Consider the following 14,229-nt stretch of genomic DNA (forward strand, 5'->3'; position numbering starts at 1 on the left):
CGACCCGGAGGCTATGCCGTACGTCCGGGCGACTCGCCGCGGACGTACGGGCACGGGCGTGGGTCAGAGCTTGGTCCAGAGGGCGGGGACGTTCGGCGGTTCCCAGCCCGCCAGGCCGGTGTGCGGCTGGCGGCACTGGTAGACCGCGCCGCCGTAGGTCACCCGGTCACCCGTGGCGTACGCCGTGCCGGCCGCCCAGGCGGGGTAGCCGCCGGGGCTCGCCGACGGCGAGGCCGAAGGCGAGGCGGACGGCGAGGCGCTGGGAGACGGGCTGGGAGACCGGCTGGGGGAAGCGCTGGGGGACGCGGACGGCGAGGCCGAGGGCGAGGCGCTGGGGGAGGCGGACGAGCAGGGGCCCTGGTCGAGCCACACCTGCGCGTTGCCGGGCGTCTCGCCCTGGGTCCACCACTGCGCCTTCCAGGTGTGACCGGCGTACGAGACGAGGTTGCCGCCCGTGTAGACGGTCGTGGACGACCACGCGGGGGCCGTGCACGTCCCGGCCGACGGCGACGCGCTGGGAGACGCCGACGGGGAGCCGGACGGGGAAGCGGAGGGAGACGCGGTCACGCCGCCCCTGGCGAAGTCCTGCGTGATTCCGTACGTCGCGCCGCCGAAGGAGACCGTCCAGTTGGAGGGGGTCGAGGTGGGCAGGTAGTAGACGAAGGCGACGTCCACCGAGGCGCCGGGCGCGAGGGTCTGCCAGCTCGGCAGCTTCAGCGACACCCGGTTGTAGTCGCCCTTCAGGCCGCCGACGTTGTTGGACGCGGTGTGGTCCCTGCGGATGATCGTGCTTCCGAAGCCCGACTGGTCGGCGGCGTTGCCCGGGGCCGAGGTCGCGTAGTCGAACTGGAACTCCGTCCCGCCCGGCAGCGTCACGCCCGAGTTGTTGGTGATGTGGATCTTCGGGTTGATCGGGTAGTTGTTGTCGCCCAGGGCGAAGTCGCGGAACTCCACCGAGATGTCCAGCTTCTGCGCCGGGATCTGGGTGGTCGCCCGCACGTTCCCGTACGGCGCGGCGGCCTTGAACTTGTCGTACATCAGCGTGGTCAGCGTGGTGCCGGGCTCGTACTGGCCCTTGGCGGAGTTCCAGCCGTAGTCGCCGGCCAGCTCCCAGATCATCGTGCCGCCGATGCCCCTGGAGACCACATAGTCGGCCTTGGCCGCCACCGACTGGTCGTCCTCCGTGGACAGGAACACCTTCTTCGTGGAGTTCCAGAGCCAGGGGGCGGTCAGCGTCGAGTCGTAGTAGCGGGCGTAGGTGCCGGTCAGCGACGTGTCCGTGACGCCGTAGGAGGCCAGGTAGTCGCCGAGGATGCCCTTCTCGAGGTTCTTGGCGTGCCACATCGGGTTGGAGCCCGCAGGGGACTCCTTGCCGTTGTCGTCGAGGTCGTGCCACAGGTTGTCGATGCCGACCGCGCCGTCGCCGCAGCTGGTCAGGCCGGAGCCGGCCGGACAGGTGGTGGCGGGGGCGGTGCCCCAGAGGCCGTTCGTGCCGCCCTGCACGTTCTTGAACCCGCGCGTGTAGTACGGCAGGCCGATGTTGATCCGGCCCGGCGGCAGGGCCCCGCGGAAGTAGTGGTAGGCCCAGTCGGTGTTGAGGTAGCCGATGCCGCCGTACTGCCCGGCCCCGTAGACGTTGGCGGCGGCGAGCTCGCCGTCCTTGCCGTCGTCGAAGAGGTAGGCGTTGGGGCCGACGTACTTGTTCCACGCGCCGTGCAGGTCGTACGACATGATGTTGACGTAGTCGAGGTACTGCGTGACCTGGTAGGTCTCCATGCCGCGCAGCAGCCACCCGGACGCGGGTGCGGCGACGGTCAGCATGTAGTACTTCCCGTCGGCGGCGGAGGCGCGGTCCAGCTTCTCGCGCAGCGTCTTCATCAGCGCGGCGTAGCTCTTCATCAGGGTGCCGCGCTTGCCGTTGGCGATCGGCCAGTCGAGCGGGTTGCCCGCGTCCTTGTTCGACGTCGCGTACTCGTAGTCGATGTCGACGCCGTTGAAGCCGTACGTGCGCAGGAACGACACGACCGAGTCGGCGAAGGTGTCGATGCCCGCCTGGGTCGACGTCATCGTGTAGAAGCCGCCGCTGGCCTGCCGGTTGCCGGCGTCGTCGAAGTATCCGCCGGTCTCGGCCCAGCCGCCGACGCTGACGAGCGTCTTGGTGTTCGGGTACTGCTTCTTGAACTTGTTGAGCAGGTTGAAGTGGCCCTTGTAGGAGTAGGCCGGGTCCATGTCGGCACCGGCGACGCCCGGCCAGGTCATGCCGATGGCCGGGTTCCTGTCCGTGTTCGACCCGACGGAGATCTTGTTGTCCGCCCCCACGTGGGCGAAGGCGTAGTTGATGTGGGTGACCTTGCCCCAGGGGATGTCACTGGCGAGGTAGCGGGTCTGGCCGTTGGCGCCGTCCCGCCAGCTGCTGAAGTAGCCGATGATGCGGCGCGGATGGTCGGCGCCCATCTTCTCCCGGCCGTCCGTGTCGTAGGTCAGGCAGTAGGGCACGTCCACGCCGGGCGTCCGGTAGAGCCCGTCGGGCCGGCACGCCTCGTCGCCGGCGGCCGCTCCGGCGGTGCCGCCGGTCGCGGCAAGTGCCACGGCCCCGGCGGCGAGCGCGATGCAGACCGCAGAAGCGGTCCGCGCTAACGATGATCTCAACAGGCGCACAGCCATACCTCCGACAGGCGAAGTGCCGATCCTCCACACCCCGCCCCCCAGGGGTTGATCGGAACGTAAGCCGCCCGAGCAGCCGCGTCAATGCTTTCTATTAAGAAACTTTCCTTTTAATGAGCGCTTAAGGCGAGCTTGATCAGGCCAGCAGCCAGCCGTACAGCCAGGCGAGGAACACGAGGCCGGTCAGGGCGGGGACGATCCGGGCGGCGGCGGCGTTCAGCCGGAACGCCTCGACGAGCGACAGCCCGGTGGAGACGAGGGCCAGCAGGCCGTACCAGGCCAGGGCGTGCGGCACCCCGAACGCCAGCGCGGTCCGGTCCTGGATCGCCGCCAGGCTGAGCGCCGACAGCCCGCCCAGCGCGACGCCCGCCAGGCCCGCGAGCACGCTCAGCCCGCCGCCGCGCCTGCGCACCAGGGAGACCAGCCCCGCGATGAGCTGGACGGCCGACACGAGCAGGAAGGCGGCGGGGACCGCCAGCGGGATCGGCGACTGGGACAGCCGGTAGACCGAGGACGTGAGGAGCAGGTCGCCCGGCCGCACGACGGGGTACGGCGCGGCGCCGGGGTCGCAGGCGCGGGCCGTCGCGGCCGGGTCGTCGAGGAACGCGGCGATCATCTGGCGGCCGCAGCCGCTCGACAGGAAGACGGCGTGCCCGATCCCGGCGAACTCGGCGAACCGCGCGCCCGGCACGGCCGACACCGCCTGACGCGCGGCCTCCGGCGGGGTGGTGGGGTCGTACTGGCCGCCCAGGACCAGGATCGGCGGCGTGGCCCCCTCCGACGAGGCCGCGCCGTCCGTGGAGGCGGCGCCGTTCGACGAGGCCGAGGTGACCGACGTGTGCGGGGTCAGGAGGTCGGCGTCGGCCCGCGCTGCCGGCAGATCCCAGGCGTCGCAGACCGCGTCGTCGACGACCCCGGTGAACAGCCGGGGGCCCCGCGACTCCGGGAAGGAGTTGTACGGCACCTCGTCCTGGCACTGGACGGCGTAGTACAGGCCCCACTCGTGCGAGGTCAGCCCGTCGCCGGCCGCGTCGACCAGGGGTTGCAGCAGTTCGGTGCGCCCGGAGGCCAGCCCGTCCACGAGGGCCGGCACGATCGGGATCACGTCGGTCTCGTGCAGCGCCTCGCCGAGGATCGTCGCCACGTCGTCCCCGTTGAGCTGCACCGTCAGCCGCTTGCGGGTGAGCGGGTCCCGGGTCCCGTACGCCGCGGGGTGGGCGTTGAGCGCTTTCACCATGGCGTCGAACCGGGCGGCGATCCCCAGCTTGGTCATCGTCGCCGAGAGCGCGGCGGACGACTCGTCGTACCAGCGGGAGCCCGCGCGGAGCAGTGAGTCCAGCACGACCCCTCGGGTGCCCTGCGGGTCGCGCGCCGCCGCCAGCAGCATCGGGCGGGTGGAGTAGCTGACGCCGAACAGGTACCACTGCGGGTAGCCGAGCGCGGCCCGCAGGTCCACGACGTCGGCCGCGATCTCGGCGGTCCGGTAGCCGCGCAGGTCGACGTGCTCGTCCTCCAGACGCGACTGGCAGGCCAGCGCCTGCCGGGCGAGCGGGGCGGTCTCGGCCGACGCGGGCCCGGGCGTGTGCAGGATGTCCACGACGCCGCGGACGATCTCGGGGCAGCTCAGCCTGGGCTCGGAGTAGCGCCCGCCGCGCTGTTCGAGGACGACCACGTCGCGGCCGGGGAACATCTGGGAGAGGAACCCGGTGAGCTGGAGCGAGGCCGATCCCGGCCCGCCGCTCATGTAGACGACCGGATCGGCAGCCTGCCCGCCGGCCTGTGCGGGGGCCTGTGCGGGGGCGTGGTGCACCGCGTATCCGACCTTGATGGTCCTGCTGTTGGGGACGTCACGCCGCTCGGGGGCGAGGAGGTAGCCGCAGGTCGTGCCGGACGGCACGGCGACCGGGCAGGGGTGCTCCTCGACGGACGGCCCCTCCGCCGCCCCGGCCGCCCCCTTGCGGGGAACCGCCGACGCCGGGGCGGCCACCGCGGGCTCCGCGCCCCGCACCGCCCCGGCCCACACCGTCCCGGCCCCTTCGCGGACCGGCGCCGCGAGGGCCGCAGACCCGGAACCTCCCAGAAGCATGAGCGCCGCGGCGAATGCCGTGACGGCCGCTCCACGCGAACTCCGCAACCGTCAGCCCCGTCCCGCGAACCCGGCGATATCCGCAGAAACCTTAGCGTGTCCGTCGGTCATCCCGCCCCCATTCGTCCGAGCACTCCCATTTTGGACGATCATGGGGTGGGCCCCGGTCTCACCTGGGCCTTGCGGTGCTCTCCCTGACCACCAGGTCGGTGGACAGCTCGACACGGCGGGCCTCGGTGTTCTCGCCCCGGCCCATGGCCAGCACCATCCGCGCGGCCAGCGCCGCCATCTCCTCCAGGGGCTGGCGCACGGTGGTCAGCGGCGGCCACGCGGACCGGGACAGCGGCAGGTCGTCGAAGCCGACCACGCTGAGGTCCTCGGGCACCCGCAGGCCCCGCTGCCGGGCCGCCTCGAACACGCCGAACGCCTGCATGTCGCTGCCGGCGAAGATGGCGGTCGGCGGCTTGTCCAGCGAGAGCAGCGCGTGACCGGCGTCGTGGCCCGAGTTGACCAGGAAGTCGCCGTACCGGATGAGCTCGGGGTCGATCGACACTCCGGCGGTCTCCAGAGCGGCGCGGTAGCCGTCGATCCTGGCCCGGCTGCACAGCATGTCCGGCGGACCGCCGATCATGCCGATCCGGGTGTGGCCGAGGTCGATGAGGTGGCGCGTGGCCGCGAGGCCGCCGTGCCAGTTGGTCGCGCCGACCGACGCCACGCCGGGCGGCGGCTCGCCCTCAGGGTCGACGACGACGAACGGGATCGAGCGGGCGCTGAGCTGGCCCTGCTGCCGCACCGAGAGCCGGGAGCTGACGATGATCACACCGTCCGTGCGCCGCGCCGCGATGCGCTCCAGCCAGTCACGGCCGGGGCCCGCATGTGTGTGCAGCACGGAGATCACCACGCTCGCGGCGGCCTCGTGCGCCGCCTGCTCGGCCCCGCGCACCAGCTCCATGGCCCACGGGCTCTCGATCTCGGCGAACACCAGGTCCAGTAAACCGACCGGACCGTCCCCCTGCCCCGTCCTGCGCTGGTACCCGTGCTTCTGCAGGAGGCGCTCCACCCGCTGCCGGGTCTCCGGCGCCACCTCGGGGCGGCCGTTGATCACCTTGGACACGGTCGGAACGGAGACCCCGGCCTCCTCCGCTATCTGGGCGATGGTCACCCGCCTTTTCACTGGCATGAGGCAGATCGTAGCCGAAAGTTTCGGGAGACCTGAACCGGTTCCTCCTGATGGGACGCTTGACCGTCGTGATCAAGCCGCGAGCGCCCTTGACGCTCAACCTCAGCTTTACTTATCCTCCGGACCACGAAACATTCGGATGCTAGCCGAAACTTTCAGCACGACGGTCAACAGCGGGTAGCGGAGGAGGAGGCGGGGGCCGTCGCCCTCCGGCCACGCCGCCTAGTTTCGAGGATTCGCCGGTTTCGAGGATTGAGGAGAATCGATGACGCTGCTGCGCGTGTCCGGATCCCGGCTGGTAGACGAAGCGGGCGACCCGGTCAGGCTGCGGGGGGTCGGCCTGGGCGGCTGGCTCAACATGGAGAACTTCATCACCGGCTACCCGGCCAACGAGTCCTCGATGCGCGCGGCGGTGCGGGAGGTGCTCGGCGAGGAACGCTACGAGATGTTCTTCGACCGCTTCCTGACCTCGTTCTTCACCGAGGCCGACGCCGACCTCCTGCGGGACATGGGCGTCAACTGCGTGCGGATCCCGGTGAACTACCACCACTTCGAGGCGGACGACCGGCCGATGGAGATCGTCGAGCGCGGCTTCCGCCACCTCGACCGGGTCGTCGACATGCTGGGGGAGCGCGGCATCTACAGCGTCATCGACCTGCACGCCCTGCCCGGCGGCCAGCACCAGCACTGGCACAGCGACAACCCCACCCACGTCGCCTTCCTCTGGCAGCACCGGCACTTCCAGGACCGCGTCGTCAACCTGTGGGAGGCCCTCGCCGACCACTACAGGGACAACCCCTGGGTCGCGGGCTACAACCCGATCAACGAGCCGGGCGACCCCACCGGGCAGGTGGTCGGCCCCTTCTACGACCGGCTGGTGAAGTCGCTGCGCGCGGTCGATCCGGCGCACGTGCTCTTCCTCGACGGCAACACCTACGCCACCGACTTCTCGATCTTCCGAGAGGTCTACGAGAACACGGTGTTCGTCTGCCACGACTACGCGCTGGCCGGGTTCGCCCACGGCGGCCCCTACCCGGGCTTCACCCGCGGCGAGTGGTGCGACCGCGACGAGCTGGAGCGCGCCTTCGCCCGCCGCACCGCCTTCCAGCGGGAGACCGGCACGCCCATCTGGGTCGGCGAGTTCGGGCCCGTCTACACCGGCGACCCCTCGCTGGACGAGCAGCGCTACCAGATCCTGCGCGACCAGCTGGAGATCTTCGACGGGTACGAGGCCGGCTGGTCCATCTGGACCTACAAGGACGTCGGCCTGCAGGGCCTGGTCTGCGCGGGCGGGTCCTACATGGAGCGGTTCGGGCCGTTCATGGCGAAGAAGAAGCGGCTCGGCGCCGACCGATGGGGCTCGACCATGGAGGAGACGGCGGGCGAGCTCGCGCCGCTGCACCGGCTGATCGACACGGAGTTTCCCTCCTGGGACCCCTACCCGTGGGGTGCCCGCTACCAGACCGACGACCTCATCCGGCACATCCTGATCGCCCAGGCGTTGCTGCCCGAGTACGCCGAGTTGTTCCGCGGGCTGGACGACGACGAGCTGTTCGCGCTCGCCGACTCCTTCGCCCTGTCCAGCTGCACCCGGCGCGAGCCGTTGATCCGCCTGCTGACCGACAACCTGGCCGCGCGGTAGCGCGGCACGAGGAGACCCCCCGATGCGCAGCCTCCGTTCCCGGGCGGCCGCGGCAGTCCTGCGTTTGCTTTCAGTACGGCCCGCTGCCGCGGCCGTCCTGTGCGCACTCATGGGGCTGCCGGCGGTCGCGGCGAGTGCGACCCCCGCCGCCGCGGCGGCCGTCCAGGTCGCGAAGTACGACTTCGAAGACGGCACCACCCAGGGATGGGGGCCCAGAGGCGGCGGGGTCGAGGTCACATCGACCTCCGACGCCGCGCACTCGGGGTCGCGCTCCCTGCTCACCTCCGGCCGCACCGCCACCTGGCACGGGGCGTCCATCAGCCCGCCCTTCCAGAAGGGCGTCACGTATCAGGTCACGGCGTACGCCCGGATGGTGAGCGGGGAGCCGTCGAGCACGATCGCGCTGACCATGCAGCGCACGCCCGACGGCGGCGACACCACCTACGAACGGGTGGCCGCCGCCACCGTGACCGACGGCGGCTGGGCCGAGCTGTCGGGCGCCTACTCCTTCGGCGCCGACTCCACCGGCCTGCAGCTCTACGCCGAGAGCTCCGACGCCACCGCGAAGTACTACATCGACGACATCGTCATCACCTCCGACACCGACCCCGCGCGCTCGGGCCTGAGCACCGACTTCGAGACCGGCACGGCCCAGGGCTGGTCGCCGCGCGCCTCGGCGTCCCTGGCGGCCACGACCGACACCGCGCACGGCGGCGCCCGCAGCCTCGCGGTGACCGGCCGTTCGGCCTCGTGGGACGGCCCGGCGATCAGCGTCCTCGGCAAGATGGCCAAGGGGTCGAAGTACACCCTGTCGGCCTGGGTGCGGCTCGGCCCGGGCACGAGCTCGGGCAACCTCGGCCTGTCGATAGAGCGCCGGACGAACGGCACTCCCAGCTACGAGCGGGTGGCCGCGCCGAAGGCCGTCCCCGAGGGACAGTGGGTGCAGCTCACCGGCACCTACACGCTCGCCTACGACGTGGACTTCCTGAGCGTCTACGTGGAGTCCGACACCGGCACGTTCCCCTTCTACCTGGACGACTTCACGCTGACGTACGTCGAGCCGAAGCCGATCCAGACGGACATCCCCTCGCTCAGGGACGAGGTGCCGTTCACGCTGGGGGCGGCCGTCGCCCGCGCGCAGACGCTCGGCGAGCACGGCGACCTGCTGCTCAAGCACTTCAGCGGGGTCACCCCCGGCAACGACCTGAAGTGGGACGCGACCGAGCCGCGCGAGGGCGAGTTCAACTTCGCCGAGGGCGACTACCTCGTGAACTACGCCGTCCAGCACGGTCTCACCTTCCGCGGGCACACGCTCGCCTGGCACAGCCAGACGCCCGACTGGGTGTTCAAGGACGGCGACCGCGACCTCACCTCCTCCGCCGGGGACAAGGCGCTGCTGCTGAAGCGGCTGGAGAACCACGTGAAGACGCTGGTCGGCCGCTACAAGGGGAAGATCGCGGTCTGGGACGTGGTCAACGAGGTCGTGGACGAGAACCAGCCCGACGGCCTGCGCCGGTCGAAGTGGTTCCAGATCACCGGCCTCGACTTCATCCGCACGGCCTTCCGTGTCGCGCACGAGACCGACCCGGCCGCCAAGCTGTTCATCAACGACTACAACACCGAGTTCCCGCGCAAGCGGCAGGCGCTGTACGACCTGGTGAAGAAGCTGAAGGCCGAGGGCGTGCCGATCGACGGCGTCGGCCACCAGCTCCACCTCAACATCGAGCAGCCGCCCGCTTCGGAGGTCGAGGCCACCATCGAGAAGTTCGCGGGTCTCGGGGTGGACCAGCAGATCACCGAGCTGGACGTGAGCGTCTACCCCGACTTCGTCTCCACCTACGACGAGGTGCCGGCCGAGGTGCTCGCCGAGCAGGGCCACCGCTACAAGGAGCTGTTCGACGTCTTCCGCAGGCACAAGGCGCAGATCAGCTCGGTCACCGTGTGGGGCCTCGCCGACGACGCCACCTGGCTGTCGACCTTCCCGATCACCCGGCTCAACGCCCCGCTGCTCTTCGACGACGAGCTCCAGGCCAAGCCGGCGTACTGGGGCATCGTGGACCCGGCGAAGCTGCCGCCGCTGGTGCGCAGGCTGGAGGCCCCGGCGGGCGCGCCGAAGGTGGACGGCAAACGCGACCTCGAATGGGACCTGCTGCCCGACGCCCCGATCGCCCGCGTCGGTGACGTGTCGGCCGGGTTCCAGGCCCGCTCGTCGGCCAAGTGGCTGTACGTGCTCGCCGAGGTACGCGACCCGAGCAACGACCGGAGCGACCGGGTCACGTTCACCGTGGGCGGCACGCCGTACGCCATCCGGCGCGACGGCGGCCACCCCCGCGGCGTCGACGCGGACGTGAAGAAGACCGCCGGAGGCTACCGGGTCGAGGCGCGGCTGCCGATCGGGACCGACGTCACCGTGGCGGTCGCGGACGCCTCCGGCGGGTCGGAGACCACCTGGACCGGAAAACTCACGGCCACGCCCGCGGTGAAGCTGACCACCGCGCCGCGCCGGCAGCCGGTGGTCGACGGCACCGTCGACCGGGCCTGGGCGGCGGCGCCGGAGATCCGCACCGCCACCTGGATCCAGGGCACGTCGGGGGCGACCGCGCGGGCCCGGGCCCTGTGGAGCGGCGACACGCTGTACCTGCTGGCGCAGGTCTCCGATCCCACGCTCAGCGAGCAGTCGGCCAACCCGTGGGAGCAGGACTCCGTCGAGTTCTTCGTGGACTCCGGCAACGGCAAGACCAGGGGCTACGGCGACGACGACGGCCAGTATCGGATCAGTTTCTCCGGGAGGACGTCGGTCGGAGGTCCGCTCGACCCCGCCGCCATCGCGGGCAACCTGACGGCCGCCGCCAAGGTCGTCCCCGGCGGCTACGTGGTCGAGGCCGCCGTGAGGCTGCCCACGGTCACGCTGCGGGACGGCACGCTGCTCGGCTTCGACGTCCAGGTCAACGACGCCACGGGGTCCGCCAGGACCGGCGCGGTGACCTGGAACGACGCCACCGGGCAGGGGTACCGGGACACGAGCCACTGGGGCGTGCTCCAACTGCGGCACTGAGCTCCGGCACCGGTCCTGACGCAAGGGCCTGCAGAAGGGGCCTGGCGCAGGGAGGCCCTGTGCTGGAAGGCTCTGGCGCACCGTGTCCGTGCCGGACGGCCCGGTTCCCCCGCGTGGGGAACCGGGCCCGCCACATTCGAGGAAGGGACGAATGATCGACGGAGTCGACGGGTGGGAGTACCGGAACCCGGTTATCCCCGGATTCCACCCCGATCCATCGGTATGCCGGGTGGGCGAGGACTACTACCTGGTGACCTCCAGCTTCGAGTGGTTTCCCGGGGTGCCGATCTTCCACAGCCGCGACCTGGTCAACTGGCGGCAGCTCGGGCACGTGCTCGACCGCCCGTCCCAGCTCGACCTGGACGGCATGCGGCCCTCGGGCGGCGTCTACGCCGCCACCATCCGCCACCACGACGGCGTCTTCCACGTCGTCACCACGCTGGTGGACGGGCGGGGCGACTTCGTCGTCACCGCCGCCGACCCCGCGGGCCCCTGGAGCGAACCCCGGTGGCTGCCGGGAACCCGCGGCGTCGACCCCTCGCTGCTGTTCGACGACGACGGCCGGGTCTGGCTCACCGGCACCAGGGAGAAGGACGCGGCCCGCTACCCCGGCGAGACCGAGGTCTACCTCGTGGAGCTCGACCCGGCCACGCTGGAGCCGCGCGGTGAGGAGCGGGTCGTCTGGGAGGCCGCCCAGCGGGGCGCCGTGTGGTCCGAGGGCCCGCACCTGTACAAGATCGGCGGCAGGTACTACCTGCTCACCTCGGAGGGCGGCACGTCGTACGACCACGCGATCGTGGTCGCCAGGGCCGACGACGTCACCGGGCCGTACGAGCCGAACCCGCGCAACCCCATCCTCACCCACCGGCATCTCGGTCGCGGCCATCCCATCGCCTGCACGGGCCACGCCGACCTGGTGGAGACCCAGGACGGCGAGTGGTGGATGGTGCTGCTGGCCACCCGCCCCTACGGCGGCACCGGCAACGTCAGAGGCGACAACCTGGGCAGGGAGACGTTCCTCACCCGGATCTCCTGGGAGGACGGCTGGCCGGTCGCCGCGCAGGTCGAGCCCGTGGCCGCGGGACCGGCGCTGCCCGAGCACCGCTGGCCGGCCGTCCCCGCCTGCGACCATTTCGACGCCGACCGCCTCTCGCCCGTCTGGAACCACCTGCGCACTCCGCGCACGCCCTACTGGAGCCTGGGCGACAGCCGGCTGCGGCTGCGGCTGCGGCCGGAGACGCTGGCCCAGCGGGTCAACCCGAGCCTGGTCGCCCGGAGACAGCAGCACATGGACTTCGCCGTCCACGCCGCGCTCGACTTCACGCCCGCGGCCGGGGAGTGCGCCGGGCTCGCGCTGGTGCAGAACGACGATCACCACGTGCTGCTCGTGCGGACCGCGCGCGGCCTCGAACTCGTCCGCAGGAGGGCGGGCGGGGACGACCTGCTCGCCTCCGTACGGGTGCCAGGCCAGCGGCGGCTGTATCTCGGAGTGGAGGCGCGCGGGCAGGCCTACCAGGCCAGGTACGCCGTGGCGGCGGGGGAGTGGACCGACCTCGGCGACCCGGTGGACGGCAGGATCCTCAGCACCGCCGTGGCCGGCGGCTTCACCGGCGCCTACATCGGCATGTACGCCAGCTCCAACGGCCGTCCGAGCTCCAACGTCGCCGCGTTCGACTGGTTCGAGTACCTACCGCTCAGCCCATGATCCGGCTGTGACTCATTGAATGATGCGGCGGAAGGCGGAGCCGGCCGCCCGCACCGCCAGGGCGGGCGAGAGCCGTACGGCCCGCCAGGTGGCGCGGGCGGACGCGGGCGCGACGATGAGCGCCTGGTTCCTGGACACGCCGCGCAGCACGTCGCGGGCGAGCGACTCCACGGGATACAGGCGGCCCTGTGCCCGCGCGGCCGTCGTGCGGGCGCGCAGACCGATCTCGGTCTGCGGCAGCCCGGGGTTGGCGTTGTCCAGCAGCGGGGTGTCGGTGAATCCGGGGCAGACCACGCTGACCCGCACGCCGTGCGCGGCCGCCTCGGCCCGCAGCGCGAGCGACAGCCCGACGACGGCGTGCTTGGTCGCCGTGTACGGCAGCATCATGGGCGCGGGGGTCAGCCCGGCCAGCGACGCGGTGTTCACGATGTGCCCGTAGCCCTGCTCGATCATGAGCGGATACGCCGCGTGCACGCCGTGGACCACCCCGCGCAGGTTCACGTCGATCGTCCGGTTCCAGTGGTCGAGCGTGAACTCCTCGGCACGGCCGCCCACCGCGATGCCGGCGTTGTTGAACAGGAAGTCGAGCCGCCCGTGCTCGCCGGCCACCCCGGTGACCAGTTCCCGCACGGCCTCCGCGTCGGAGACGTCGCACACGACGCCCGCGCAGCCGAGATCCTTGGCGGTGTCCTCGGCGCCCCGGACGTCGGCGATGGTGACGTGGACGCCGCGCCGTACGAGCTCGGCGGCGACGGCCCGCCCGATTCCCGACGCCCCGCCCGTGACGACGGCGGTCTTCCTCACGCCCTGCTCCTCGACTTCACCGCTCCGCTCCCTGCCTGAGCCTTCGGCTCGTCCCAGATGCCCATCGCCCGCCACAGACGGCGGCTGATCGGGTTCATCATGCCCAGATCGGCGCAGAGCTCTCTCGTCCTGGCCACGGAGTCGCGGGTCTGCGCGGCCGTCTCGGGGTTGTCGAGGTAGACCTCGCGCACGACGTCGTCCGGGATCCGGAACGCCCTGATCATGGAGCCGGGCGGGGACAGCATGATCCGCGCCATCAGGCCGATGACCAGCGGCGTGAGCAGGCTCAGCGCGAAGCGGCGGTAGCGCGGCATGCGCGGCACCCGCCGGCGCAGGTAGTGACGGGCGAAGGAGATGTGCCGCGCCTCCTCCGCCACGTGGATGCGCATGATGGTCTCCTCGAGCGGATGCCGGATCCGCCCGCTCCTGAGCGTCGTGCGCTGCACGTGGTCGATCGGGTCCTCGCCGCCCAGCACGAAGACGAAGAACAGCTCGGTGGAGATCAGCGGAATCCACGGCACCACCTGGGCGAGCAGGCTGAGCGGCCCGGGCATGCCGCGAATGGGGAGCTTCGTGCGGTTCACGAACTCCTGGAACATCATCCCGTGATGACCTTCTTCGATCATCTCGTGGTAGACGTACCGGAACTCTGGAGAGCCGTTCGGCAGGCGGTAGGCGTAGTTGAGCAGCCCGCGCTTGAGCAGGTTCTCGAACTGCAGCCCGATCTTCATGGCGGTCGCGACCCGCCAGAGCCCGATGCGCGCCCTGACCTCCGGAGACCGGCCTCGGTACCAGGGATGGCCGCCCAGCCTGTCGGCCGGCGGCAGCTCCCACCGCGGGTCGGTCTGGTCCACGTGGAATTCCGGGTCGTCCCAGGGGATGTCGACGTACGGCTCCCAGTGCTTGTCGACCGAGGCCTTCGACAGGCGTTCGATGACGGCCTCGTACGCGCTCCGGTCGGCGACGTGCTCGTCCTTCTCCCTGGTCGCGGTGGTCTTCGGCGCGGCGGACATGCGGCCCTCCCTTCCGGCGCCGCAATTGTACGACTCATCCAATAACTCGGGAAGGGGTCACGCGGCGCGACTCGGCGGAA

General features: G+C 71.2%; 8 protein-coding genes. 3 read left to right on the forward strand and 5 right to left on the reverse strand.

Annotated features, from left to right (window positions below; genetic code table 11):
• Positions 1–63 precede the first annotated feature (63 nt).
• From ACQEVJ_RS12190 to ACQEVJ_RS12200, 3 genes are all read right to left on the reverse strand, one after another.
• On the reverse strand, positions 64–2,658 hold the full coding sequence (locus ACQEVJ_RS12190; protein ID WP_433100249.1) for a chitinase C-terminal domain-containing protein: 2,595 nt from the start codon (positions 2,656–2,658) through the stop codon (positions 64–66).
• 142 nt (positions 2,659–2,800) lie between these two features.
• Positions 2,801–4,651 carry an alpha/beta hydrolase gene (locus ACQEVJ_RS12195; protein WP_433100251.1) on the reverse strand — a complete coding sequence of 617 codons (1,851 nt, stop codon included), beginning with the start codon at positions 4,649–4,651 and terminating at the stop codon, positions 2,801–2,803.
• A gap of 268 nt (positions 4,652–4,919) precedes the next feature.
• Positions 4,920–5,930: a LacI family DNA-binding transcriptional regulator gene (locus ACQEVJ_RS12200; protein WP_433100253.1), complete on the reverse strand. Its 1,011-nt coding sequence runs from the start codon at positions 5,928–5,930 to the stop codon at positions 4,920–4,922.
• Positions 5,931–6,195: 265 nt separating this feature from the next.
• Between ACQEVJ_RS12200 and ACQEVJ_RS12205 the strand changes: the two genes are divergently transcribed.
• The 3 genes from ACQEVJ_RS12205 (at position 6,196) to ACQEVJ_RS12215 (ending at position 12,332) form a co-directional block, all read left to right on the forward strand.
• Positions 6,196–7,572, forward strand: a complete 1,377-nt coding sequence (locus tag ACQEVJ_RS12205; protein WP_433100255.1) for a glycoside hydrolase family 5 protein — start codon at positions 6,196–6,198, stop codon at positions 7,570–7,572.
• 22 nt (positions 7,573–7,594) lie between these two features.
• Positions 7,595–10,627, forward strand: a complete 3,033-nt coding sequence (locus ACQEVJ_RS12210; RefSeq protein ID WP_433100257.1) for an endo-1,4-beta-xylanase — start codon at positions 7,595–7,597, stop codon at positions 10,625–10,627.
• A gap of 151 nt (positions 10,628–10,778) precedes the next feature.
• Positions 10,779–12,332, forward strand: coding sequence for a glycoside hydrolase family 43 protein (locus tag ACQEVJ_RS12215; RefSeq protein ID WP_433100259.1), 1,554 nt, complete (start codon positions 10,779–10,781; stop codon positions 12,330–12,332).
• 12 nt (positions 12,333–12,344) lie between these two features.
• Here the strand turns inward: ACQEVJ_RS12215 and ACQEVJ_RS12220 are convergent, their stop codons facing one another.
• The gene (locus ACQEVJ_RS12220) at positions 12,345–13,136 is read right to left on the reverse strand and encodes an SDR family NAD(P)-dependent oxidoreductase (RefSeq protein WP_433100261.1); all 792 of its coding nucleotides are present in this window, start codon (positions 13,134–13,136) and stop codon (positions 12,345–12,347) included.
• Positions 13,133–14,149: an AurF N-oxygenase family protein gene (locus ACQEVJ_RS12225; protein ID WP_433100263.1), complete on the reverse strand. Its 1,017-nt coding sequence runs from the start codon at positions 14,147–14,149 to the stop codon at positions 13,133–13,135. Before ACQEVJ_RS12225 ends, ACQEVJ_RS12220 begins: the two co-directional genes overlap by 4 nt.
• Positions 14,150–14,229 lie beyond the last annotated feature (80 nt).

This window comes from Microbispora sp. CA-102843 (genome assembly GCF_050936215.1).
Taxonomy (GTDB): Bacteria; Actinomycetota; Actinomycetes; order Streptosporangiales; family Streptosporangiaceae; genus Microbispora.